Genomic DNA, 22,932 nt, shown 5'->3' with positions numbered 1-22,932 from the left:
CCTTTGTGACGTCAGATATGAAGCAGCCTTTGGTTACAATGGTGTTTGAAAGGATTTGCTCCCACCCTAGGGTTGCTTAGTATTTTTGCGGGACGGTATGTTCGAACGAAATAGACTTTGCAGCACCTTTCCTGTGTTTTCGACGCTTTGGCAATTCAGGGAGAACGAATGGTTCCTCGTCGTAAGGTATCGATTGAAGTAAATGTGAGATGCAGTTCAGCCGGGCAAGACGTTTGTTGTCTGCCGGGACACGGAACCAAGGCGCGTGATCGCTGTCTGTTTCCGCAATCATACGTTCATAGGCTTCGGTGTAGTCCCACCAACGCGCCCATGACTCCAAGTCCATCGGGCTCAACTTCCAGTGCTTCCTTGGATCGATCATGCGATCCTTAAACCGTTCTTGTTGAACCTCTCTAGTGACGTCAAAAAAGTACTTCAGAAGGATGATCCCTTCTCTGACCAGGTATCGTTCAAATCCAGGTACATCTGTAAGGAAGTTTTCGTATTCACTGTTTGTACAGAAACCCATGACCCGCTCAACACCCGCGCGGTTGTACCAACTGCGATCGAAAAGGACGATCTCACCTCCTGCAGGGAGATGCTCAAAATACCTCTGCACGTAGACCTGGGTTTTTTGCCGATCACTTGGAGCGGGAAGCGCAACGACCCGAAACACTCGTGGGCTTACACGCTCGGTAATGCGTTTGATGACGCCGCCTTTTCCTGCAGCGTCGCGCCCTTCGAATACTACAACAACTCTCGCTTTTGTTCGTTGCACCCAACCTTGGAGGTGGCAAAGCTCGACCTGCAATCTCTTTAGTTCTGCCTCATAGGACTTTTTGGAGATTTTTGTCTTTGTCGCCATTTCCTTCTCCTCCCACTTAACAGTAGTAGTTAATTTAGGTGGGTTTAAGGTGAGTTCGTTTCCTAGAGTCTTCGAAATCACCTAGGCGCTAAACTTTACAATCAACTGGCAATTCTCTCGTCCAGACCACCACAGTCTGGCAAGTCAAACTATCCAACAACCTAAGCGTCCAGAATTTCCGGCGCTTCTATTATTGGCCACCAGACATGTGTGGACAGCCATTCATAATCGGCCCCACCCGCACCGTTCGCACCAGTTGATTGCTTGTGGGCAAGAATTAGCTCTTGGCTGAAACGATGCCCTCCTCGGACGAACTTTGTAAGCTCGCGGTGTACAGTCCAGTTTAAAGCCAAACCCATTTCTGTGATTTGAAACCCATCGTCAACACGCTGTATGTTCGGGTTAGTCAGAAGATGAAGCTGCCGTCTTACGCTGGTCTGAGGGAGGTTAGTATACTTAGCTAAACCCCGAGTGGTCCATGGTTGGGGATGAATAACAAGAGCTTGATGCACCCTCTGCATAGGAGGAGGATACTTGAAATGATCAAAGCTGATTTGCCAGCGGCGCCATAGTCTTAACCGATTGCGCTCAGATTCACTCATCGACATAATTAGATACTTTAAAGACTGTGATTTAGCTGACAAGCCAGATTAAGCTACGTTCTACTAGACAACAACTGTGCATTACCTCGGCGGATGATCGCTCCAAAGGTTCCCCGACTTAAAGCGCAAATAACCGTAATCAAACAGCGCCCGCATATATTCTGGGTCGAACGGCTCGCTTAGAGGATGGTCGAAGTCCGCTCCAATCCATGTTGCCCGGTATTCTGCGCCTCTTTGAAGGCTGAGCTTGTAGGCTAATCTTAAATCATCAACACCTTGAGCTTTGATAAGCGTGGAAAGTGATCGCGCTGATACTTTGAAGACCCCTGTCTCTGTTACCCTCAACTCAGGTTCCACTTTCCCGTTGCGTATCGCGTATAGTTTTCCGCCGCGCGCGTATTTTCTGGGGATATCCCATCCCGGCACGTACGCGGTTTGAGAATATACACCACCGTCAACGTGCAGTTCATCCCGGACACCTTCTTCAGTTTCAACATCAATTAAAACCGGAGGAAAAACACCCGGAATTGCCGCGGATGCGAGCAAGACATCACCAAATGTCTTTTTTGCGTTTGGTGAATTACTGTTCGCGATGGCGCCCAGATCCCACAGCACTGGTCTTTGTGCATCCAAACTCACCGTCTGAACCAACAACCGCCGTCCGCGACGATGTTCTTTGGCAATCTGCGATAGAAAATCGTCGGTTATGTAAGTTTCGATAAGTTGTTTTAACGGGTCAGAGCTTTTGACAGAGGAACCACTTAGGATGCCTGTTACAAATCGGCCCCTGAATATCCGCGACGGTGGTAGCCCACCGTAAAGCTCTTTGAGATCAAAATCATAGTCGGAACCCAGAAAGGCGAATGGCGCGGCCAACGCGCCTGTAGAAACCCCTGTAACGACCATAAATTCTGGGCGCGTGCCGGACTCGCTCCATGCGGACAGAATACCGGCGGCGAAGGCTCCATCCTCGCCACCGCCCGATAGTGTTAGTGTGTAATCTGAAGAAAGTTTCGAAGCGCGCCTTTGACGATGGGCCTCTTCAAGAAGTTCACTGATATTGGAAGGAGCGACATCAGCCCAATAACGAGCGCCTTCGATGCCTGGGACCTGCGGGTTCTTGAGATCTGTCTCGTCTACCGGGTTTCTGGAAATACTTGAGCACCCTAGTTGGAAAAACAGCAGTAGGAAAACACACAGCTTACTCCAATGCATGCGCCCCATCTTCTCCACTCCCAGCTCCATTGGATAAAACTAAAACAAAGGCCAGTACACTGTCTTGGACCAATACTCTTGTTCGTCGTTTTGGCCCTCAAAGCGCATTGAGCGTTGCAGTCTTTTGGGCCGCGCTAAAGCATAGCATACTAAATGAAAACGTATTTATCATAGAGTCAACGTTTCTCTGAAGGGGCCATTTCTGTACTGGTTGGTAGGACGTCGGTGTGGGACGTCTGCTCAGCACGAGACACAGGTTCAACTGACCATATCCTTTGTCCCAAATACAAAGCAAAACAGAGCATTACTGCAAAATTCACCCAATAGAGCGCGATGTCACCGAAGTAAGTTGTAGCGGCATTCGCGATCAGGGGACCGGTAATAGATCCTAAAGTCCAAACCAATAACATGGTTACCGCCGCCGAAGACACAAAAACCGGAACCGTTCGGTCCAACGCGTGCGCCACAAGCAAAGAATAAAGGGTGAGCAAGCTACCACCCAGCAACACCAATATGATGGAAAGCACCGCGAAACCGATTGAGTTGTAGTCGAATGAATTGACGCTATGGTCGTAGTCCACGTCGACCAGAACCGCCATAAGAAGAAGAACTACTGTCGCGGTGACCGTAGCTATCAAGATTACTATCCGCCGGTCCATCTTGTCGGATAGCCATCCAAGCGGAAACTGAAAAAGGACACGCCCGAGGTAAACTATGGCGACCATAAGGGCCACATCAAAAATGGCGACCCCTAGCTGAGCAGCATTGTAGGGGACTACGCTCAACAAAGTTGTAGACACCATCCCCATGGCGAACACGCCTATGGCTGCGGCCGGGGCGTCTTTGAATAATCCGCGCATTCGAATGGGTACGTTGGATTCATTGTTGGGAGGAGATGAGCGAGTGGTCGAGATAACCACAATCGAAACGCAGTAAAACAAAGCAACGTAAACGAATGCCTCTCGAATATCTCCAGGCACGACAAAAACTAAAAACTGACTGAACACGGCGACAACACCGACTATTATCGCATAGACTGCGAGAACTCTTCCACGGCTCTTGTCCTCCACAGTTTCATTGAGCCAAGTGTCACCGATCGAAAAGAGTCCTGCAGTCGCCAATCCGGTTAGGAAGCGCAAAAAGACAAGGAACGGGGTGCTAGCGGAAACTGAGAACAGGATGGCCACCGCTATCGTGATAGCTGCTCCAGAAGCAAATGCACGGATGTGGCCAATATCAGCAATCGATCTGGCGACAACAAAACACCCAACTAAAAATCCTGCAGAGTATGCGGACGCCGCAAACGAGGCGGCTTCTTGAGACGCCCCAATTTCAGAAAACGCGAGCGGAACCAAAGTACCAGATCCAGCAGTGGCCAGTTGAACAGCAGCCATTGCAATGAAGAGTGATTGAAGATTGAGAACTTGGTTTCTGATTGCCAATGCACCCTAGCTCCAAGTTGCACCGAGGCTCGGTAAGTTTTTCTTACTTGTCGCTTCTACTCAAGTAGACGCGCAGTATCTTCCACAAATCAATGCTACTTCTTTGTGTTGATAACATTGAGCTCTACTGACACTAAGACCGCCAGATGCCACAGTGGAACTTCAGACTTTCGCAAAAGTATTATGACCTACTTTCGGCTTAAGCTCAGCAATACAACAATAAACTTCATCCATTAACCTATTTTTATGCTGAGCCATTTTGGCTCACATTAATTTGTGAAAAGCCTCTGATGCTGGCAGAGTTGTTTCAATCGATCTCTTCTCCCGCGAAGCCTCTCATGCCCAACAAGGTAGCAGCTTCGAATAAGCAGGTGAAAAATATGCCTCTGAACTTCCTAGGGACACTTGCGGCTGTTTTGTTTAGTGCTTTTCCCATCGTGGCCGCAGCACAAGATACCCCCGCAACGGTAAGACCAGCAAAAGTATTCACTGTTGTAAAAGCCTCGTCTGACTTTGAAAGAGTTTATCCTGCTATTGTCTACCCTTCGAGGGAGGTTGAACTCTCTTTTCGTGTAAGTGGACGAATTACAGAGTTACCAATTAGGGCCTCAAGCAGTGTAGTGCGGGAAGGTATTGTTGCCCAACTAGATACGCGCGACTTCGAAGTCGAGGTTGCAAGGCTCAACAGCCAACTAGAAGAGGCAGAGGCGAATTTGGTTGTGCTGAGGTCAGGTGCACGCCCTGAAGAAATTACAGCTTTAGAAGCCTCGGTTCAGGCAGCTCAAGCCCAAAGAGACCAAGCTCGGGAGGAATACATCCGCTCTGCTCAGCTTTTGGAAAGGGGTATAATTCCTACTGCGCAGTACCAACAACGTGAAGCTGCTTTTCGTCTGGCAGAAGCCGAACTGGTGTCGCGAGAGGAGCAGCTTACAATTGGTCGAGTCGGTGGGAGGCCGGAAGAAATAATTGCAGCAGAAGCGGCAATCCGCGGCCTTAAAACACAAATTCAGTCGGCAAAAAACAACCTTTCTGATGCAACGCTTCGAGCGCCATTCGATGGAACGATTGCCAAGCGCAACGTGGACAATTTCCGAAATGTTCAAGCCGGTGAAACCATCGCCTTAATCCAAGACCTATCGACTGTAGATGTAAGCTATGACTTACCCGGCGCTGACATAATCGCGATGTCGTCAATCGGCTTCGACAATGTTGTAAGTGTGGTTACTTTTGACTCCTTGCCGGGAGTTGAAATGAACGCAGATCTCGTCGAGTTTACCACGCAAGCTGACGCAGCGACACAAACCTATCGTGGTCGTCTATCAGTAACTCCTCCTAAAGACTTGGTTGTACTACCTGGGATGGTAGCGCGCGTGATTATTAGGGCAAACAGGCAAAGCGATACGCAAGTTGTCGTTCCATTTTCGGCTCTAGCGGCAAGCCCCGACGGTTCCCCATATGTCTGGCTGCTTGATGGATCCAGCAATACCGTTAGTCGTCGACCGGTTGAATTGGGGGAAATATCTGACGACTTCGTGTTCGTGAGATCGGGTCTTGAAGAAGGGAACATGATTGTCACTGCAGGATTGAGCGAACTGCAGGATGACATGGTGGTTCGCCCAATCTCAAAAGTTGGTGAGTAGCAAATGGATCTTGCAAGGTTTGCAATTGAGAAACGCCTTATTTCGGCGTTGGTGACCATTCTCATCTTGGTGGCTGGCTACTTTGCATACTTAACTCTTCCTCGTTTCGAAGATCCTGAGTTCATAATCAGACAAGCTCAGGTCATAACCCCTTATCCGGGTGCCACTGCAGAAGAAGTCTCAGAAGAAGTCACCGAGGTAATTGAAAATGCTCTACAAGAGCTCCAAGGGGTAAAAGAGGTAAAGTCAGTCTCATCACCCGGACTCAGCACTGTGACAGTCGAATTTACAATCCCCACGACGCCTGATTTTCCGTCGCTTCACGCAAGATTTGCTCAATTGCGCGCAAAGATACTTGACGCCCAAACAAGTCTTCCGCCGAACGCACTCCGATCGCAGGTCTACGATGACTTCGGCGACGTGTATGCATTGTATTTTGCGATTGTTGGCGATGGCTATTCTATAGCTGAGCTCCATGAGTACGCGAAGGAGCTCCAGAGGGAGTTGGTTGCAGTCAGTGGTGTTTCCAAGGTGATCTTAAGTGGTGAACAGAATGAAGCGATCTTTGTAGAATATGCACCTGCAAGGTTAATAGAACTTGGAATATCACCACAGCAAATTGGCCAAGTTCTGGAGGGACAAAACCTCGTAGCGCCCTCGGGTTCTCTCAAGTCCAACTCGCGTCGCATAGAGATACGGCCGTCGGCGGCAATAGCCTCAATTGACGCTATCAAAGACCTAGTCGTTTCTGTGCCAAGTAGCGGAGCATCATTTCGACTTTCAGATATCGCAACCGTGTCGCGCGGTTACGTTGAACCCGCAAGCCCCCTACTATTTCGAGATGGTCGGCCTGCGATTGGAATTGGAATCTCCAATAGCCTAGGCGGAAACGTTGTGAACATGGGCGAAGCCGTAAAGCAACGGATAAACGAGTTGGAGAACCTAAGACCAATCGGAATCCAGATTTTGCCAATCTCTGATCAGTCTGCTTCGGTAAAAGAATCGATCAACGACTTTGTCATGAACGTGGTTCTGGCGCTCATCATCGTTGTAGGCATATTGCTTATTTTTATGGGGTTAAGATCCGGAATACTCATGGGGGGTATTCTGTTGGTCACAGTCGCAGGCACGCTTACCGGCATGCAGCTCTTAGGGCTCGACATGCAAAGGATTTCACTAGGCGCGCTGATTATTGCGCTCGGCATGCTGGTCGATAACGCTATTGTCGTTGTCGAAGGTACGTTGGTCCGCGTTCAACGCGGTGAAGCCACCAGCGACGCTGCTATCTCTGTCGTAAATCAAACCAAATGGCCGCTACTCGGAGGAACAGTTGTAGGACTCTTGGCATTTTCCCCAATTGGCTTTTCACCGGACAACACTGGAGAATACGCCGGGAGCCTCTTCTGGACCATCTCGATCTCATTGCTTTTTTCGTGGTTGGTGGCGATATGGCTCACGCCCTATTTTTGCACTCTACTGCTGAAGCCTACCTCGGAAAAACCGCCTGCAGAGAACGCGATTCTCCGTGGTTATCGTTCGCTCCTCGCGTATGCGATCCGATTCCGGTACCTTACGGTGGGGCTTGTTGTTGCGCTCTTTCTCTCTGCGATCGCAGGGTTTGCGTTAGTACCCCCGGGCTTCTTTCCCAACAGCACCAGAGCGCAATTTGTAGTGGATTACTTTTTGCCAGAGGGAACCGACATTGAACAAACCAGTCAGGACATGCGAGAGATTGAAGCGCATCTCTTAACTCTACCAGGTGTCACCTCTACAAATCTGTCTGTGGGCAGCGGGCATTTACGCTTCATGTTGGTATACGATAGTGAAGACCAGAACCCTGCCTATGGTCAAATTTTGGTGGACGTAGAGGATTATCGGCAGATCGATGCACTACAGCCGGAAATTCAGTCTTGGATTGACCAAAACTACGCTGACTCATATGCAAAAGTTTGGAAATTTGTACTGGGCCCTGGTGGTGGATCGAAAATCGAAGCCGAATTTTCTGGACCCGATCCCGTTGTACTTCGCGAACTAGCTGAACAGGCAAAACTGATATTCGCTGAAAACGGAGCCATCGCGATAAAAGACGACTGGCGCGAGCAAAAACAGGTAATTCGGCCAGTTATTGACACAGAAAACACCCGCAGGCTGGGTCTCACCCAAGCGGAAATATCAAGGGCCGTTTACTGGCATCAAGTAGGGGCGCCGATAGGGGTTTACCGCGAAGGCGACAACTTGTTGGACATAGTTATGCGCCCATTCGAAACCGACCGAAACAAGATCAGTGACCTAAAAAACATCCAAGTTTATAGCGACGTAGCCGGAGGATACATTCCAATATCTCAAGTTGTAGACCGATTTGAACTTGTTTTTGAAGCTGGGAACCTTAGGCGCATAGACCGTAAGCTTGCAATCACCGCACAAGCCGACAACGCACCAGAAGTACTGTCAGGCGATCTTTTCGCTCATGTCCGACCACTGGTAGAGGCAATCAAATTGCCAAGTGGGTATTCTCTTGAATGGGGTGGTGAGTATGGGGACTCGCAAAGCGCAAACGACGGTTTGGCTTCGACTATGCCGCTTGGGTTCGGAGCGATGATTGTCGTTGTTTTCTTCTTGTTTAACGCAATCCGTCAGCCACTTATCATATGGTTGACAGTACCTCTGGCTCTCATTGGAGTCGTCTGGGGGCTCGCGGCAACCAGAACGCCGCTCGAATTTATGGCAATACTGGGTGTTTTGTCTCTAACAGGGATGCTAATCAAAAACGCTATCGTCCTTATTGACGAAACCGATACTCAGATTGCTGGTGGAAAACCTCGGCTGCAGGCTGTTGTTGACTCAGCTGTTCTACGCGTCCGCCCAGTGTCACTGGGCGTACTTACTACTGTTCTTGGAGTAATGCCTTTGCTGTGGGATCCGTTTTTCGAGTCACTCGCAGTGGTGATCATCTGCGGTTTGAGTTTTGCGACCGTTCTTACACTGATAGTAGTGCCAACTTTGTACTCAGTGTTCTTTAGAATAAATGAAGACGAAACAGCGGCTTAATCACTGATCTGAAAATTCCCATATGCTTGCCTGACCACACCCCAGCATGTTCTTCGTTTGGTGAAAGACAACTTCTTTTAGGCCGTTCTCGTAAATTCCACGGTCTGCTTTCTGCGCATCTATGCGGCTCGCGGTCAGCGCGTTAAATGACCCCTACTCCAGCACCTCATCTCCATCGCGGGCAGCCGCACGCCTTTCGGCCAGACGTTTGGCCATGTTGTACTCGTCACTGCCCCGTTCGAAGCGGCTTTCATAAAAATCGAGCACCATTGCGTTTTCCTTGGCGGTTAGCAAACTACCAGTAGAAAGCCCTTCGATAATGCTGCGACGTTGATGGTCCGACATTTTTCCATAGTAGATTTCAGTAATTTTTTCGTTCGTATGACCAAGGTTTAGGGACCAGGCTTTGCGGTCTTTGGGAGAGGTGCAAAGCTCATCCCCAAGCGCCTTAAGCGTATCACGAACAGAGTGCGGTGTGCATTTGCGTCCGATCTGGGAGGTGGCGAGATTAAAGGCACAGCTCACGGCTGAGGACGATTTCATAGGGGGTACGGGGCTGATCTCTGAACCGCGTTGTTTCAGATGTGCAAGCTCAGGGAAGGCAGCGTCGTCTTGGGTAAAACCCAGTACGACCAACTCCGAAAGCCAGTTTACAAGGACCTCTTGGAAGGCTTCAGTGCGCGGGAAGAATACAATGCGAAAGCTCTTCCCATTTTTCGCGCGCATTTCTAAGGCGTTCTGAACTAGTTCCCTTTTATAGAGGTCAATGTGTTTCAGTCTAAGTGTAGTGAGCGCTGCGGCACGTAACCCACTGGTGTAAGCACAAGCCACCATGGCACGATCACGACGCTCTGCAATTGTGCGATCTGGCATCTCCTCCAACATCTTTTCCGCCTGCTCGATCGTCAAATAGTCGCGATCATCACGCGGCAGGGTTTTGGCGTGTACCGCCTTTGGAAGCTCCAGATAGAGCGGGATGTTTTGACTCAAACGCTTGTAGCCGTCCTGAAGCCGGAGCCATTCGAAGAACTGGCGAACCTGCGACGCGTGGTGCCGGATGGTAGAATTACCCAAACCGCCATGCTCTTTGAGCGTTTGGCCAAGATTGACCAAATGATCACGATAGTCTGCGGCGTCCTTTGGCGTGACCTTTTCGAAGGCTTTGCCTCCTAGGAAAACCTCCAGCATGCGGATGCTCCGCAGATGGGCGCGTTTGGTCGAAGTCTCAAAGCGCCCAGCATAGATTTGCCACTCATGCACGATCCGATCGTTTGTCGGGTACCAAACCGTCTCGCGAAAGTCGGGTTTGTTCCCGGTATCAGCTGGGATCTCACAATTACTTTCGTCTATCAGAGCCAGGCTGGTACCCGACATGAGGCATTTTTTCATGCTGTCGTATTCTGTCGCTTTCAGTAACTTTGTTACCTGGGCATCGCAGGCACCGCAGACACCCACTGCCATATACCGACTACTGGAGGTTGTCCTGAGCGAGATCGACTGAGGAGCAGGATAACCTGCGCTGCCGCAGCTCAAACAATTGAACTCACCCTGCTTCAGTTTAGCCAGCGGTTTGCGTTTCTGGCCATTGTGGTAGCGTTGCAGCTCAGCCCCACGAAAAACAAAAGGGCGCTGATCGTCCGATTTCCGCAGTCCGGATTTCATCCAGTCAGTGATGGCATTGCGGCGAACGTTGTAGATTTTGCAAAGCTCTTCCACCGAATAGACCTGGTCCTGGCAGACCTTCACTTTGTAGTGGGCCCGCGTCATATCACGCGCCCCGATTTGCGACTTTTCTTTTTGGTTTGGTCCGATGCCTCAGCCAGTTTTTCCTCAAACGCGAGCAGGCTGGACAGGCGCCAGCGACTGCTGTTCGGGGGAAGCTTGATCGGTGCTGGCAGAACACCAAGCTCCACGCGCTTCCAGACCGTTTGGCGGGCGATGCCGAAGCGTTTGGCCACTTCGACGTCTTTGAGATAGCGCTCGTCTTCGCCGAGGTTTTTAGCCTCTTTTGCTTCCAATGCGGCAACCTGCACTGACGTCAGAGCAGGCGGGTTTGATTGCGACTGATTCTGAACCTGTGCCTCGCCCTTGTCCGTGACACGTTCGGACGGGTGCGATGCGGCATTAGAGGGATCTGCGAACAGATCCCCCATTGCGGAATCGTGCCTGTATTTAACCATCCGCACCTCCATTCAGAGATGCCCGGTTTTGGGAAGAGAAAAGTTCGGGAACTGGTGCATCAGGCGCCCTCCCGCAGGAGTTCGCGGATGTCACCAACACGCCAAGCTGTGGTACGAGGCCCGAGGTGTACTGGCTGGGGGAAGCGCCCAGCGCGGACGCCTGCCCACCACGTCGAACGGGATACAGGTACGGGACCGTGGGGATACAGAATCTGCTTTTCGCGCAGTAGCGCGTCGTCGGGAAGATCGTCAAAACGCATCGTAAGCCATCTATGTTTGTTACAGATGCTCTAAGGCTGACGAGGTCCGATCTTGTGCAGCATGGATCCACGAAACTCGATCGTGGATCCACGATGTGAATTATACTTTTAAGGGGTTCAGTCGCTCCAATAGTTGCTGTTGACGTGCAACTCACTGGCCTCCTTTAGAAGCCTACGAACCGTTTGCTGGTCCACCCCGCAGCCAAGTTCAGCAGCTTTGTCCGCAATCTGCTTCGGCACTTCAGAGCGTTTTTGAATGGGCGTATAACTGTGGCCGTCCACTGCGCAAGCAATGAGGGCTTTTTGAAGCGTTGCGATCCGTGTAGTGCTAGCAGACTTTTGAGCCCGGCTGTTTTCGGCAGAGGAAGAGGCCTCTAGTTTTGCGTCCAATTCAGACAGGCGCTCATCTTTCGCTCGCAGCATATCTCGAAGTTTCTCGTTCTCTGCGACGGTTTCTGTATTCTCGACCACCTTATCCGGGTGCCGGTTGTTGTGACCCGGCATCCCCACAGCACGCCGCCATGCAGGGGACACATAATACCCCCGTTTCGCCAGCCAGTGCAGATAGTCCTTGGCAGGCGCCTTCTCACTGATCTCCCCTATCTCCAACGCCCTTTCCAAAATCAGGAACCTGTCGTCACGCTCACGAATCGTCTCCCCGGTTTCCGGGCCGCTCCCACGCCAACCATCTGTAGTGAATGGTTTGAAATTCAGGGACAAATCGATTGCCTCGCGGGCTGTCCAATAGGGTTTTCGAGCCCACTCCCCGATCAGACGTCGTTCCTGTCTGGCGTACTTGGGGGAGAGCACTTCCTGTCTGCGATGAGCAAAATGCTGGCCATCAAAAGCGATCGGGCCTTCCGGCGTGACGGCAAGCCACCAATCCGTATGGAACGGCAGGTTGTTACGTTCCGCCCACCAAAGCCAGAACTCGGGTGCGCCAAATCGTTCACCTGACCGCTTCGCTCTGGTCAATAGCGCGCTATGGTCTTCCAGCACCTGTGCGGTTCCGGCATCTTCTGGCGAGATGCCCAGCGCCAACAGGACGGCTTCTTCAAGAGACCAACTGTTCTGATAGATCCAAGCCTGCATCAAGTGTTCAGCAGGTTTTACCGGGGCCTGTTCACATTCAATCATGTCCCAGTTTTTCCTTCTTCATCGTATCAAGCTGATCTGCCCACCACTGTGCCAACTCAACTCGCTCATTCCAGTGTGCGCTGCGTGCGTATGCCCGGCGGATTTCATTCTTTTCCACATGGGCGAGTGCTCGCTCAATGGCGTCCGGATGCCAACAGCCTGATTCATTGGCCAATGTGGAAAACATTGCCCGAAAGCCATGCGCCGTCATCTCGTCCTTCTCATACCCCATGCGGCGCAGCGCGGCATTCAAAGTATTGTCGCTCATGCAGCGCTTGGATGAACGTACCGATGGAAAGAGTAACTTGCCCCAGCCCGTCAGGTCGCGAAGTTCCTTCAAGTGATCGAAGGTTTGGCGGGACAGCGGTATTGTGTGAGGCCGCCGCATCTTGGCGCGATGTGCCGGAACGGTCCACGCCATTCTGGCTTCATCGATCTCATCCCACTCCGCCATTCGCAACTCTCCGGGGCGCAGGGCAGTCAACGCCAGCAGTTGCAATGCGAGGCGCGTCGTTCTTTGACCGGAAAACCCGTCGATAGCCCGTAGCAATGCACCGGCCTGCGCCGGATCAGTGATTGCCGCGCGGTGCTGTACCTGGGGCCTGATCAGGGCATCCTTTAAACCATAGGTCGGATCGTTATCGGCGAGTCCCAGGGCGATGGCATAGCGAAAGACGGCCCCGGCAGCAGACCGCATCCGTACGGCGCTTTCGTGATTGCCCTTTTTTTCCATCTTCTGCAGCGGAACCAGAATATCCCGTGCTGTTATTTGTGTGATCGGCATTTTCCCGATGTCTGCGGAAAGTAGCCGGTGAAACCAGGCGGTCTTAGTCAGCGTTGCTTCGGCACGGCCTTCGCTGCGCTTCTTTTCCAGCAGTTCTATCGCCAACTTGGAGAAAGTGGCTTTGTTCTCTGCCTCTTCTCTGGCTTTTTTGTCTTTGCGCACGCTGGAAGGATCTTCGCCATTTGCGATCAGGCTGCGGGCGTCGTCCCGTTTCCGTCGCGCATCGGCCAGTGTCACTTCAGGATACTTGCCCAGCGCCAGCAGCTTTTCCTTTTGGAGCCAACGATACTTAAAGCGCCAGAGTTTCGAACCGTTCGGCTTCACCAGCAAATAAAGCCCGTCAAAATCGGCCTGCTTGTAGGGCTTCTCCTTAGGTTTCAGAGCCCGAATCCGTGCGTCGCTCAAGACAGGCATTGGGGGTACCTTCCAGTCACCAGGTGGCACGTACCCCAATTTGGTACCCCATTTGGGGGTAGATTACAGCGCACGTGGCAGGACAACATCGGTCAATCCGACAGTAGAAATCCTGCAACTACAAGCTACTACCAGTCAAAATCGGACGCAACTGGATGTTAAAGTGGTGCCCGGGGGCGGAATCGAACCACCGACACGAGGATTTTCAATCCACTGCTCTACCCCTGAGCTACCCGGGCACGGGAACGACGTTCGTCGTTGGGTGGGGGCCTTCTATGACTTGCTACCAGCGGTGTCCAGAGGCTTTTTCACATTTTTTCAATGCGGTCGCCTTGGCGTGAAGTCCTGCGTGTCATCCTCGGCTTCAAGGTCATCTTCGCGCTGCGACGGAACCGAGTAGGACCCGTTCAGCCACTTGGCCAAATCAATGTCCGCACACCGCCTGGAACAAAACGGACGAAACTTCTGCTCGGTCTCGCCTCCGCAAATCGGGCAGTTCATTTCAGGATCTCCATTACAGGAACGCGACCACGCTTTCGCTGCAACTCAAAGTGGCCCAGCGGGGTCCAGCCTGCAAGAATCGTCTCGTCCGGGTCTGATCTGAACGCGGCACGCAAAGCGGACTCAAACCCGCGGCGATCCTTCTTTGGCATGGGAGCGAGGTCCAGCGTTATCTGACCAGCCAGCCCACGTACGCGCAAAGCACGGGGCAGCATCTTGGCGCAGGCGAAATTGGCCTTGGTGCCCGCCGCCAGCGAGGTGTCCGCTCCGGTGTTCACATCCACGGCGACCAACGCGCGTGTGGGTTCGATGTAAAGATACCCTCCGCCCGGCAAAGGCTCGGACGCTCCACGCACGGTATCCAGCGCATCCAGAACGCCGTGGGTTTCGAACCCGCCCGCCTGTGTCACGACTTCGGCCGGGTCGGTCCAGTCGCGCCAGGCAAGGATATGGGGGCTGTCACCTTCGCTGAGAAGTTCAGGCTCGGTCCCGTCGTCATTCATCACCTGCTCGGCCTGCGTCAACATGGCCGAGAGGTCTTCCGAGATCTCTTCGGCATCCGCACCAGCGCAGCAGGAGCGCAGGATCAATCCATAGGCGCTGTCACCCATCTGCTCGTGGGCGATTTCAAGCAGTTGATCGCGTGTGTCCTCGTCCTTGATACTGCGCGAAATGTTCAGGCCCGGAGCGTCCGGCGTAACAATCGCATAGCGGCTTTTGAAGAGGATGCGATTGCTCACCGGTATGGCTTTGCCGGGCTCTGCAAAGCCGGTAACCTGTACCAACAACAGGGCACCGGGACCCAAGCCTTTGACTTGTCGCAGGAAAGCAGGGCCATCTGGTGTGGTCAGGAACATTCCGCCCTGCCCCTTGACCGGGCGATCAGCGCGGGCGCGATAGATCGTGCCGGGCGCGGGTGCGTCTGTGGCGATCAAGAAGTCATCCAACTTGCCGTCGACCATCAGCGCAGCCGCTTCGCGGCCTTGGATGTGGTCCAGAACAATGGTGCGACCTTTCATGATGCCTCTCGATACAGTGGATAGCCGATGCCTTGCAGCAAGGCCGCGGTCTCGGACAGGGGCAGGCCAACGATGCCGGTAAACGACCCCGAAATCCATGGAATGAAAGCCCCCGCGGGCCCCTGAATCGCATAGGCGCCTGCCTTGCCGCGCCAGTCTCCGGTCGCCAGATAGGCGTTGATCTCGACATCCGACAGACGTTTGACCTTGACCTGTGAGACGACATCACGCTGCAGCACACGGTCTCCGCGCCGGACCGCAACCGAGGTGATCACGCGGTGACGACGACCAGACAGGGAATGCAGAAACTCTGCCGCCTGCCCCGCATCCTCGGGCTTTCCCAGAATCCGACGCCCCAAGGCCACGGTGGTATCTGCACATAGGGTAACGTCACCTCTATCTGCCGGAACAGCCTGCACTTTTTGGCGCGTGATGCGGTGGCAATACGGAACCGGAAGCTCGCCCTTCAAGGGCGTTTCGTCGATGTCAGGAGGGCAAATGGCATCGGGCCGCACGCCAAGCTGGGCCAGCAGGTCCAGCCGTCTTGGGCTGCCCGATCCGAGAATGAACGCCATTGCGGCAGGCGTTACTTGAAGCGATAGTTGATCCGACCCTTGGTCAGATCATATGGGGTCATCTCGACCTGAACCTTGTCGCCGGCCAGAACACGGATGCGGTTCTTGCGCATCTTGCCTGCCGTATGTGCGATGATCTCATGGCCGTTTTCCAGCTCGACCCGAAACGTCGCATTAGGCAGGAGTTCCTTCACGACACCGGGAAATTCGAGCGTATCTTCCTTGGCCATGTTGTCTCCATCATTACGTTGCACCCGCAGAATCTGCGGGGGTGTGCGCTTAAATGAGCCTATTTCGGCCTTATTTCAAGGGCGGAATCACCTAAAGAGCGGATATTGTGACCGATTCGACTCGGGCGGCCTGTTCCTCCCAATGGGTTCGGTTCAGCACGTGACCGTCCGCGCGGACCTCGGCGATGGCTGACAGGTCGACATCCGCATAGGTCCAGCCCGGCTGATTCAAAGTGCCTTCGGCCAGCACACCGGTGGCCGGGAACCCCTTGTCGGGCGGGCCAAAGACGCCTCCGGTCCCGGTGTTCATATCCACCGCCTCGGACCACTGGTTGTTCCCGACCAGCGAGGCCATGACCGTAACGCATTGATTTTCCAAAGCTCTTGACATTGCGCCAATCCGCACGCGCCAGTAACCCGAAAGCGCTTCGGTACAGGATGGCGCAAGGATCAGGTCTGCCTCGCTCAGCGCGCGGCCCAGCAACGGAAACTCGCTGTCATAACAGATCAACACACCGATCTTGCCCAGTGCGGTGTCGAACAGCTTGAGCGGGCCGCCCGGGGCGATGTCCCAATCCTCGCGTTCGAACCGGGTCATGATCTGTTTGTCCTGATTATCGAAACTGCCATCCGGCGCGTAGAAGGCGGCACGGTTCACCGGACGCCCGGGGCCATCAACAACCGGCGCCGACGCACCCAGAATGTAGGTTTTGTACGTCTTGGCGAGGCGGGTGTGCAGGTTTTGTACATCCTCCATCCGGTCGGACACGGCCCGGATCGACCGCTCCAAATCGCCGGCAATCTCGGCCCCTTCGAGGGTCGACAGCTCCATCGCGCCATATTCGGGAAAGACCAGCAATTCGGCCCCCTGCCCTGCGGCCTGGGACACCCACCCCTCAAGCTTGTCTTCGAATTGCGCCCAGCTATTCAGCCAGTCGAGGTTGTAGGCGGCAGTTGCGACTTTCATGGCAGCGTCCCCGTTCGGTCAAATTCGCGTGACCTTAGTCGCGGACGCAGACCGGAGTACAGCCCAATTACCCTGCGGTCGTCGGATCGATGATCGTGGTCACTTCGGTGACCGTGTTGGCCGGGAACCCGCTGAGTTCCGCATGCTTGTGGATCGCGTCCTCGCTCTCGGCCAGATAGATGCAAAAGGTCTTGTCACCAGCAACATAGGAATGCTCCCACTGCACGCCGGGTATTTGCGCCAGCGCTTCGTTCGACTTCGCAGACGCGCCGCACAGTTCGTCACCGGACATGGAACCGACACCCGGAAGATCGCGTTCGATAACATAGCGTTTCATGGCAATTCCCCCACAGAAAACCCAACACTACCATGATTCGGGAATTTTTTTGCGTTTGGCGTTCAGAGATCCCGGATCCAGAACTGAAGGGGTTTCTTCGATTCGCCTTCTTCGCCAATATCTTTCCACGAAAACTGTGCGATCGCACCGGGCAAAGGCGTGTATCCCCGCGCGCGCCAAAAGGCATCCAGCGGGCGGTAATTGTCGGGCCGCATCGGATGATCTGCCGGGCGTTGCACGCCGCAGAATGCGCATTTGGTGAAACCCAGCGCGCGGGCGTGGGCTTCGCGTTCGTCAAAGAACCTGTGGCCTACACCCTGCCCACGATAGTCGGGCAACAGCACCGATTCGGCGCAATAGAAGATGTCATGCAGGTCAAGCCCGGAGCCCTCGAAGGCCGCCGCGAAATCGTCAGCGTGGTCAGTCAGCGGTGCGCCGGTCGAGGCGCCGATCAGGCGGTCGCCGTCGAAGGCGCCAATCACGATGGCCTTGTCGCTGTCGCGGTAGGATTGCAGGTATTTGCGTTCGTATTCCAGATCGCCGTCATAGAGGTAGGGCCAGGCGTGAAACACTCTGATCCGCAGGCGGGCGACATCGTCCAGAGCGGCCCCGAGTGCCGCTCCGGTCAGGGGGCGGACGTCGGTGACCTCAGCCATTCGAAACCTGTTTGGTCCAGTCTGCCAGGTTGTAGAAAGTGGTGACGCGGGTGATCTTGCCATCCTTCAGGTCGAAGAACGAACCGGCAGGCAGGCGGTACGTCTGGCCATGCGCATCCGGAAGGCCATCATCGGTTTCCAAGTAGGTGCCGTTGACGATGAATTCGGCTGCGGCGCGGGTGCCGCCTTCGGCTTCGAACACGACGATGTCGGTCAGGTTTTCTTTGTAGCAGCGGTTCATATGCGCGCAGAACGCGGCGAACTTGTCCTTGCCAATGCGGATCTGGCCTTCGTTCACGTGATGGGCCACGTCATCGGACAGGCAGGCCAGCATGGCATCCACGTCACCGGCATTGAAGGCTTCGAAATAGGTTTTGACGGTCTGGTTCATGGTCACTCCGTAGGTTCGCCCCAGCGGTCTTTCAGATGTTTGATGATCTGATCGCGGGTCTGTCGGTAGTGATGTAGCTTTTCTTCGCGGGTCTCGCCCAACCCGGTAGGGTCCATTATTGGCCAATAATCGACATCGAGGTGAAAAACCCGGGTCAGTTCCAGCGCCTGCCGCTGACTGGCGGGTGAAAGCGCTACCACCAGATCAAACGAGCTGAGGTCATCACCCCATTCCTGCATCTCGTCAAAGGAGCGCGAGCGGTGGCGGGACAGTTCTACGCCGACCTCGTGGCAGACGGCGATGCTGAAGCCGTCGATTTCCAGATCGTTATGCACACCGGCGGACTGAACATAGGTGCCGGTGCCATAGAATTTCTTCATCAGCCCCTCGGCCATCGGGGACCGAACCGCGTTGTGGTCGCAACAGAACAAGACCGACTGCGGCAGAGGCTTCACGCGTCAGCCCCCAAAATGCAGAACGCAGATCAGCGTGAACAGGCGACGGGCGGTGTCGGTGTCGACATCTGCCTTGCCTTCCAGCCGTTCCTGCAACACGCGGCTGCCTTCGTTGTGGATACCCCGGCGGGCCATGTCGATGGTTTCGATCTGGCTGGGCGGCAGTGATTTCACCGCATCGAAATAGCTTTCGCAGATCTGGAAGTAATCCTTGACCACCTGCCGGAAGGGACCGAGCGACAGGTGAAACTCGGCCGCTTTTTCGTTGGCCTCGGTTTCAATGTCGAAGACAAGCCGTTTGTCGCGGATCGAAAGCTGAAGGCGATAGGGGCCTTCGGGCACAACGCGGTCGTCGCGTTTGGGCAGCGAGAAGCTGTTTTCTTCCAGCAGATCATAGATGGCAACCTTGCGTTCCTGCTCGATCTCGGGCGTGGGCGGCGGCAGATTTCTATCATCCAGTTCGATATGCGAGATGCGGGTCATCTTTACAGTCACATTCCTTGCGTCAGCACAGACCTATAGCAATGATATTCAACGGGCAACGCACAGAAACGCCATATGCGCCAGGTCTTTGCGTCATTTCAGCCATTCAGGCGGTTCAGGCGCGCGGTGACCGAGAGGCCATGCGCCTCGAGGCTTTCCGAGCACGCCAACTGTTCGGCGGCAGGACCAATGGCGCGCAGGGCTTCGGGGGTCATCTGGCTGAGCGTGGTGCGTTTGAGGAAATCCATCACGCTGAGGCCTGACGAAAACCGTGCCGAACGCGCGGTGGGCAACACGTGGTTGGGACCGCCCACATAATCACCGATGGCTTCAGGTGTGTACTGGCCCAGAAAGATGGCCCCGGCGTGGATGGTTTTTTCGCTCAGCGCCACCGGGTCTGCGACGCAAAGCTCCAGATGTTCCGGGGCGATACGGTTCGATAGGATTGCAGCCTGATCCAGATCACGGACGGTGATTATGGCGCCGAAGTCGCGCCAGCTGGCCCCGGCGATGGCGCGGCGTTGCAGGGTTTCGAGGCGTTTTTCGACCGCCTCAGCGACGCTTTGGCCAAAAGCGGCATCATCCGTGATCAGGATCGACTGCGCGCTTTCATCGTGTTCGGCCTGGCTGAGCAGGTCCAGCGCGATCCAGTCGGGATCGTTGTTCTTGTCGGCGATAACCAGAATCTCGGAAGGGCCCGCAATCATGTCGATGCCGACCTTGCCAAAGACACGGCGCTTGGCCGCCGCAACAAAGGCGTTGCCCGGGCCCGTGATCTTGTCGACCGGCGCGATGGTGTCGGTGCCATAGGCGAGCGCCGCCACGGCCTGCGCGCCGCCGATGCGATAGACCTCGTCCACACCCGACAGCTGCGCTGCCATTAGCACCAGCGGGTTCACCTGCCCGTCCGGGGTGGGCACCACGATGGCCAGCCGTTCAACCCCCGCCACCTTGGCCGGGATGGCATTCATCAGCACCGATGACGGGTAAGAAGCCAGCCCGCCCGGCACGTAAAGCCCTGCGGCAGAAACCGCCGACCAGCGCCAGCCCAGCGTGGCCCCGGCCTCATCCGTCCAGCTGTGATCACTAGGCATCTGCTTTTCGTGATAGGCCCGGATGCGGGCGGCGGCCAGTTCCAGCGCCGCGCGATCCTCGGCCGAGACCTGCGTCACCGCGTCCGCGATTTCCTGAGCGCTGAAGGCCAGCGTTTCGGGCGTCAGCTCCAACCGGTCGAATTTCGCGGTCAATTCAATGACTGCCGCGTCGCCCCGGTTGCGGACATCGTCGATGATCTGCGCCACAACCGCGTCCACATCCGGGCTGTCCTCGCGCTTGGCGGACAGCAGGGCCTGAAAGGCGGTTTCGAAATCGGGTGATGTGGCGTCAAGGAAAACGGGCATGATCTGGCACTCCGGGCGTTGCGCCACGGGACATATCGCCCAAGGGGCGCGGCCTCAACCCTCAGCCCTGGGGGTGCAGCGATTTGCGCATGGCAAAGCAGGTCAGGTCCCGACTGTCACTGCATTGACCGGTGACCTTCCAGCCGTGGCGCAAATAGAATTCCCGGGCGGTTTTCGTGCCGTCCAGATGCACCTCGGTACAGCCGCACGCAGCCAGTTGCCGTTCCAGCCGGTTGAGCAACGCGGCCCCCACCCCGCTGCCGACGTGATCCGGGTCAACATAGAGCAAGGTGATCTTGCCGGTTTCGAACAACCCACCGACCGCGGCCACCCGCCCTTCACGCTCGGCCAGCCAGATCTGTGATCCCGGCTTGAACCAGCCCCGGATGGTCGCCGGGTCTTTGTTCGCGGTCCATTGTTCCAGATGGTCGAGATCGTTGTTGTGATCGGCCACACAAAGCTGCGTGATCGACCGTATCAGCACGCGACTGATGTCGAACACATCGAACACGGTCGCGGGACGCAGGGCAATACCCTCGGGCACATTTGAAAACGCCTGAGAAATGCCGCGCTTGTTCTGCATCTATTCGGGGTGCTGCGGCGCCCGGCCGGATGGGGCCCGATATGGGCGCGTGACGTCCTTGAGCGTGGCATCCAACGCCTCGACCGTCAGGCGGATCGCGCCGTCACCCGCCAGGGTCAGCAAGACCTGGCCCGCGCCATCCTCACCGGGTTCGAATTCGACGGACAGCAGCGACATGACCATGTCTTTCTCGCTGCGATCAATGCCCTGACTGGACACGGACAGAACGGAATCGAAGACCAGCACCGACTGCACCCGTTCAAACGGGCGGTCACGGCGGGCGGCGGCATCTTTGTCTTCCCAGCGAAAACGGTTCAGCAACAGGCCAAAGCGGCGGTGCGACGGTTGCCATTTCATCTCGGTCACGGGAAAAACCGCATCCTGCACCAGGGTCGAGATCACCTTCAGGTCATCTGCATCCTCAGCCCCCAGATTCAGCGGGGCTTCGCGCCCGTCTTCAAAACTTGCGTCCGTCATTCGCCCTTGATCCGTTCGATTTTTGCGCCCACGCCTTCCAGCTTGCGCACCACATGTTCATATCCGCGGTCCAAATGATAGACCCGGCTTACCGTCGTCTCACCTTCTGCCGCTAATCCGGCGAGGATCAGCGACACCGAAGCCCGCAGATCCGTCGCCATCACCGGGGCGCCTTTCAGGGTTTCGACACCCGTGACGGTGGCAGTGCCGCCGTGCACCTCGATATTCGCGCCCATGCGCACAAGTTCCGGGGCATGCATGAAGCGGTTTTCGAAAATGCGTTCTTCGAGAACCGAGGTGCCCTCAGCCGTGCACATCAGCGCCATCATCTGCGCTTGAAGGTCGGTCGGGAAGCCCGGGAAGGGTTCGGTCACCACATCCACAGCCTGCACACGGCCGTTCTTGCGCGCCACTTTCAAGCCGTTTTGGGTTTCGGTGACACTGACCCCCGCCGCGTCGAGCTTGGCCGCAAAGGATTCAACCAGCGCCATGCGCCCGCCCAGCAGTTCGACCTCGCCACCGCAAATCGCCGGGGCCAGCATATAGGTGCCCAGTTCGATCCGGTCGGTGACAACCTGATGGGTGGCACCGTGCAGCCGGTCGACGCCCTGAATTTCGATGGTCGAGCTGCCCTCGCCCGAAATCTGCGCACCCATCTTGCGCAGGCATTCGACCAGATCGACGATCTCGGGCTCGCGCGCGGCGTTCTTGAGCACCGTGGTGCCCTTGGCCAGCGTCGCCGCCATGACGATGTTTTCGGTGGCACCGACCGAGGCAAAGCGCATCTCGTGCACCGCGCCTTTCAGCCCTCCCGGAGCCCTGGCGTGCAGATACCCGTCTTTCAGCTCGATCTCGGCGCCCAGCGCCTCGAGCCCTTCCACATGCAAGTCCATCGGACGGGCACCAATCGCGCAGCCACCTGGCAGAGAAACAACCGCCTGCCCGAACCGCGCCAGCAAGGGGCCCAGCACCAGATTCGAGGCACGCATCTTGCGCACAATGTCATAATCCGCCGTTTGGCTGGTCAGGCTATGGCTCGACATCGCGATCACCTGACCATCTTGCAGCGACGACACCTCGGCCCCCAGTGATTGCAGCAGAGCGGTCATGGTCTTGATGTCGCTGAGGCGTGGTGCGTTCGTCAGCGTCAGCGGTTCTTCGCTCAGCAAGGTTGCAGGCATCAGCGTCAGACACGCGTTTTTGGCCCCCGCAATCGGTATCTGACCATTCAGCGGGCCGTTGCCCGTCACCAGAATCGAATCCATCTGCTC

General features: G+C 55.2%; 24 protein-coding genes and 1 tRNA gene. 2 read left to right on the top strand and 23 right to left on the bottom strand.

From position 1 onward, the window contains the following. Nucleotides 1–76: 76 nt before the first annotated feature. From ppk2 to GS605_RS01200, 3 genes are all read right to left on the bottom strand, one after another. A complete protein-coding gene (ppk2, locus tag GS605_RS01210; protein WP_171722831.1) occupies nucleotides 77–865 on the bottom strand; it encodes a polyphosphate kinase 2 in 789 nt (262 codons plus the stop codon). 683 nt (nucleotides 866–1,548) lie between these two features. Next, nucleotides 1,549–2,691 carry a patatin-like phospholipase family protein gene (locus GS605_RS01205; protein ID WP_245223199.1) on the bottom strand — a complete coding sequence of 381 codons (1,143 nt, stop codon included), beginning with the start codon at nucleotides 2,689–2,691 and terminating at the stop codon, nucleotides 1,549–1,551. A gap of 167 nt (nucleotides 2,692–2,858) precedes the next feature. Continuing rightward, nucleotides 2,859–4,124 (bottom strand): MFS transporter, encoded by a 1,266-nt coding sequence (locus GS605_RS01200; RefSeq protein ID WP_171722830.1) that lies wholly within the window; start codon nucleotides 4,122–4,124, stop codon nucleotides 2,859–2,861. Nucleotides 4,125–4,414: 290 nt separating this feature from the next. Here GS605_RS01200 and GS605_RS01195 point away from each other — a divergent pair, with 290 nt between their 5' ends. Continuing rightward, complete coding sequence (locus GS605_RS01195; RefSeq protein ID WP_171722829.1) at nucleotides 4,415–5,764, top strand: efflux RND transporter periplasmic adaptor subunit; 1,350 nt, start codon at nucleotides 4,415–4,417, stop codon at nucleotides 5,762–5,764. Between the two features lie 3 nt (nucleotides 5,765–5,767). Next, on the top strand, nucleotides 5,768–8,812 hold the full coding sequence (locus tag GS605_RS01190) for an efflux RND transporter permease subunit (protein ID WP_171235726.1): 3,045 nt from the start codon (nucleotides 5,768–5,770) through the stop codon (nucleotides 8,810–8,812). Nucleotides 8,813–8,965: 153 nt separating this feature from the next. Here the strand turns inward: GS605_RS01190 and GS605_RS01185 are convergent, their stop codons facing one another. The 20 genes from GS605_RS01185 to murA all read right to left on the bottom strand — a co-directional run bounded on the left by GS605_RS01185 (nucleotide 8,966) and on the right by murA (nucleotide 22,926). Then, entirely contained in the window at nucleotides 8,966–10,579 is a 1,614-nt protein-coding gene (locus GS605_RS01185) for a tyrosine-type recombinase/integrase (protein ID WP_171235725.1), read from the bottom strand. Beyond that, nucleotides 10,576–10,992, bottom strand: a complete 417-nt coding sequence (locus tag GS605_RS01180; protein ID WP_171235724.1) for an AlpA family transcriptional regulator — start codon at nucleotides 10,990–10,992, stop codon at nucleotides 10,576–10,578. Before GS605_RS01180 ends, GS605_RS01185 begins: the two co-directional genes overlap by 4 nt. A 59-nt stretch (nucleotides 10,993–11,051) precedes the next feature. Further along, nucleotides 11,052–11,252 carry an AlpA family transcriptional regulator gene (locus GS605_RS01175; protein WP_171235723.1) on the bottom strand — a complete coding sequence of 67 codons (201 nt, stop codon included), beginning with the start codon at nucleotides 11,250–11,252 and terminating at the stop codon, nucleotides 11,052–11,054. A 117-nt stretch (nucleotides 11,253–11,369) separates the two neighbouring features. Beyond that, nucleotides 11,370–12,389: a hypothetical protein gene (locus GS605_RS01170; RefSeq protein WP_171722828.1), complete on the bottom strand. Its 1,020-nt coding sequence runs from the start codon at nucleotides 12,387–12,389 to the stop codon at nucleotides 11,370–11,372. Next, nucleotides 12,382–13,587, bottom strand: coding sequence for an integrase arm-type DNA-binding domain-containing protein (locus tag GS605_RS01165; protein ID WP_171235721.1), 1,206 nt, complete (start codon nucleotides 13,585–13,587; stop codon nucleotides 12,382–12,384). Before GS605_RS01165 ends, GS605_RS01170 begins: the two co-directional genes overlap by 8 nt. Nucleotides 13,588–13,751: 164 nt before the next feature. After that, a tRNA-Phe gene (locus GS605_RS01160) sits at nucleotides 13,752–13,826 on the bottom strand. Nucleotides 13,827–13,905: 79 nt separating this feature from the next. Next, the gene (locus GS605_RS01155) at nucleotides 13,906–14,088 is read right to left on the bottom strand and encodes a DNA gyrase inhibitor YacG (RefSeq protein WP_171722827.1); all 183 of its coding nucleotides are present in this window, start codon (nucleotides 14,086–14,088) and stop codon (nucleotides 13,906–13,908) included. Then, a complete protein-coding gene (locus GS605_RS01150; RefSeq protein WP_171722826.1) occupies nucleotides 14,085–15,107 on the bottom strand; it encodes a ribonuclease E/G in 1,023 nt (340 codons plus the stop codon). Before GS605_RS01150 ends, GS605_RS01155 begins: the two co-directional genes overlap by 4 nt. Then, complete coding sequence (locus GS605_RS01145; protein WP_171722825.1) at nucleotides 15,104–15,682, bottom strand: nucleoside triphosphate pyrophosphatase; 579 nt, start codon at nucleotides 15,680–15,682, stop codon at nucleotides 15,104–15,106. Before GS605_RS01145 ends, GS605_RS01150 begins: the two co-directional genes overlap by 4 nt. 11 nt (nucleotides 15,683–15,693) lie before the next feature. After that, nucleotides 15,694–15,912: a translation initiation factor IF-1 gene (gene infA, locus GS605_RS01140; RefSeq protein ID WP_005978431.1), complete on the bottom strand. Its 219-nt coding sequence runs from the start codon at nucleotides 15,910–15,912 to the stop codon at nucleotides 15,694–15,696. 91 nt (nucleotides 15,913–16,003) lie between these two features. After that, nucleotides 16,004–16,879, bottom strand: coding sequence for a carbon-nitrogen hydrolase family protein (locus GS605_RS01135; protein ID WP_171722824.1), 876 nt, complete (start codon nucleotides 16,877–16,879; stop codon nucleotides 16,004–16,006). A 67-nt stretch (nucleotides 16,880–16,946) separates the two neighbouring features. Further along, nucleotides 16,947–17,216, bottom strand: coding sequence for a DUF4242 domain-containing protein (locus tag GS605_RS01130; protein ID WP_171722823.1), 270 nt, complete (start codon nucleotides 17,214–17,216; stop codon nucleotides 16,947–16,949). 62 nt (nucleotides 17,217–17,278) lie between these two features. Further along, nucleotides 17,279–17,872, bottom strand: coding sequence for a GNAT family N-acetyltransferase (locus GS605_RS01125; RefSeq protein ID WP_171722822.1), 594 nt, complete (start codon nucleotides 17,870–17,872; stop codon nucleotides 17,279–17,281). Next, nucleotides 17,865–18,263, bottom strand: a complete 399-nt coding sequence (locus GS605_RS01120) for a ketosteroid isomerase-related protein (protein WP_152458860.1) — start codon at nucleotides 18,261–18,263, stop codon at nucleotides 17,865–17,867. Before GS605_RS01120 ends, GS605_RS01125 begins: the two co-directional genes overlap by 8 nt. Before the next feature lie 2 nt (nucleotides 18,264–18,265). Continuing rightward, nucleotides 18,266–18,718, bottom strand: a complete 453-nt coding sequence (locus GS605_RS01115) for a low molecular weight phosphatase family protein (protein WP_171634118.1) — start codon at nucleotides 18,716–18,718, stop codon at nucleotides 18,266–18,268. A gap of 3 nt (nucleotides 18,719–18,721) precedes the next feature. Then, a complete protein-coding gene (locus GS605_RS01110; protein WP_171722821.1) occupies nucleotides 18,722–19,201 on the bottom strand; it encodes a UPF0262 family protein in 480 nt (159 codons plus the stop codon). 98 nt (nucleotides 19,202–19,299) lie between these two features. Continuing rightward, nucleotides 19,300–20,601, bottom strand: a complete 1,302-nt coding sequence (gene hisD / locus GS605_RS01105) for a histidinol dehydrogenase (protein WP_171722820.1) — start codon at nucleotides 20,599–20,601, stop codon at nucleotides 19,300–19,302. 61 nt (nucleotides 20,602–20,662) lie between these two features. Next, nucleotides 20,663–21,184, bottom strand: a complete 522-nt coding sequence (locus GS605_RS01100; protein WP_171722819.1) for a GNAT family N-acetyltransferase — start codon at nucleotides 21,182–21,184, stop codon at nucleotides 20,663–20,665. Then, a complete protein-coding gene (locus GS605_RS01095) occupies nucleotides 21,185–21,661 on the bottom strand; it encodes a DUF2948 family protein (protein WP_171722818.1) in 477 nt (158 codons plus the stop codon). Continuing rightward, nucleotides 21,658–22,926, bottom strand: coding sequence for a UDP-N-acetylglucosamine 1-carboxyvinyltransferase (gene murA, locus GS605_RS01090; RefSeq protein WP_171634135.1), 1,269 nt, complete (start codon nucleotides 22,924–22,926; stop codon nucleotides 21,658–21,660). Before murA ends, GS605_RS01095 begins: the two co-directional genes overlap by 4 nt. Between the last annotated feature and the right edge of the window lie 6 nt (nucleotides 22,927–22,932).

Source organism: Ruegeria sp. HKCCD7559, assembly GCF_013110575.1.
In the GTDB taxonomy this organism is placed as follows: domain Bacteria; phylum Pseudomonadota; class Alphaproteobacteria; order Rhodobacterales; family Rhodobacteraceae; genus Ruegeria.
The sequence above is the reverse complement of the archived record's forward strand: the minus strand, read 5'-3'. Positions and strand labels throughout refer to the sequence as shown.

Coding starts and splice junctions, on each gene's coding strand:
- ppk2 (WP_171722831.1), bottom strand. CDS start 865: ATGGCGACAAAGACAAAAATCTCCAAAAAGTCCTATGAGGCAGAACTA.
- GS605_RS01205 (WP_245223199.1), bottom strand. CDS start 2,691: ATGGGGCGCATGCATTGGAGTAAGCTGTGTGTTTTCCTACTGCTGTTT.
- GS605_RS01195 (WP_171722829.1), top strand. CDS start 4,415: ATGCTGGCAGAGTTGTTTCAATCGATCTCTTCTCCCGCGAAGCCTCTC.
- GS605_RS01190 (WP_171235726.1), top strand. CDS start 5,768: ATGGATCTTGCAAGGTTTGCAATTGAGAAACGCCTTATTTCGGCGTTG.
- GS605_RS01185 (WP_171235725.1), bottom strand. CDS start 10,579: ATGACGCGGGCCCACTACAAAGTGAAGGTCTGCCAGGACCAGGTCTAT.
- GS605_RS01180 (WP_171235724.1), bottom strand. CDS start 10,992: ATGGTTAAATACAGGCACGATTCCGCAATGGGGGATCTGTTCGCAGAT.
- GS605_RS01175 (WP_171235723.1), bottom strand. CDS start 11,252: ATGCGTTTTGACGATCTTCCCGACGACGCGCTACTGCGCGAAAAGCAG.
- GS605_RS01170 (WP_171722828.1), bottom strand. CDS start 12,389: ATGATTGAATGTGAACAGGCCCCGGTAAAACCTGCTGAACACTTGATG.
- GS605_RS01165 (WP_171235721.1), bottom strand. CDS start 13,587: ATGCCTGTCTTGAGCGACGCACGGATTCGGGCTCTGAAACCTAAGGAG.
- GS605_RS01155 (WP_171722827.1), bottom strand. CDS start 14,088: ATGAACTGCCCGATTTGCGGAGGCGAGACCGAGCAGAAGTTTCGTCCG.
- GS605_RS01150 (WP_171722826.1), bottom strand. CDS start 15,107: ATGAAAGGTCGCACCATTGTTCTGGACCACATCCAAGGCCGCGAAGCG.
- GS605_RS01145 (WP_171722825.1), bottom strand. CDS start 15,682: ATGGCGTTCATTCTCGGATCGGGCAGCCCAAGACGGCTGGACCTGCTG.
- infA (WP_005978431.1), bottom strand. CDS start 15,912: ATGGCCAAGGAAGATACGCTCGAATTTCCCGGTGTCGTGAAGGAACTC.
- GS605_RS01135 (WP_171722824.1), bottom strand. CDS start 16,879: ATGAAAGTCGCAACTGCCGCCTACAACCTCGACTGGCTGAATAGCTGG.
- GS605_RS01130 (WP_171722823.1), bottom strand. CDS start 17,216: ATGAAACGCTATGTTATCGAACGCGATCTTCCGGGTGTCGGTTCCATG.
- GS605_RS01125 (WP_171722822.1), bottom strand. CDS start 17,872: ATGGCTGAGGTCACCGACGTCCGCCCCCTGACCGGAGCGGCACTCGGG.
- GS605_RS01120 (WP_152458860.1), bottom strand. CDS start 18,263: ATGAACCAGACCGTCAAAACCTATTTCGAAGCCTTCAATGCCGGTGAC.
- GS605_RS01110 (WP_171722821.1), bottom strand. CDS start 19,201: ATGACCCGCATCTCGCATATCGAACTGGATGATAGAAATCTGCCGCCG.
- hisD (WP_171722820.1), bottom strand. CDS start 20,601: ATGCCCGTTTTCCTTGACGCCACATCACCCGATTTCGAAACCGCCTTT.
- GS605_RS01100 (WP_171722819.1), bottom strand. CDS start 21,184: ATGCAGAACAAGCGCGGCATTTCTCAGGCGTTTTCAAATGTGCCCGAG.
- GS605_RS01095 (WP_171722818.1), bottom strand. CDS start 21,661: ATGACGGACGCAAGTTTTGAAGACGGGCGCGAAGCCCCGCTGAATCTG.
- murA (WP_171634135.1), bottom strand. CDS start 22,926: ATGGATTCGATTCTGGTGACGGGCAACGGCCCGCTGAATGGTCAGATA.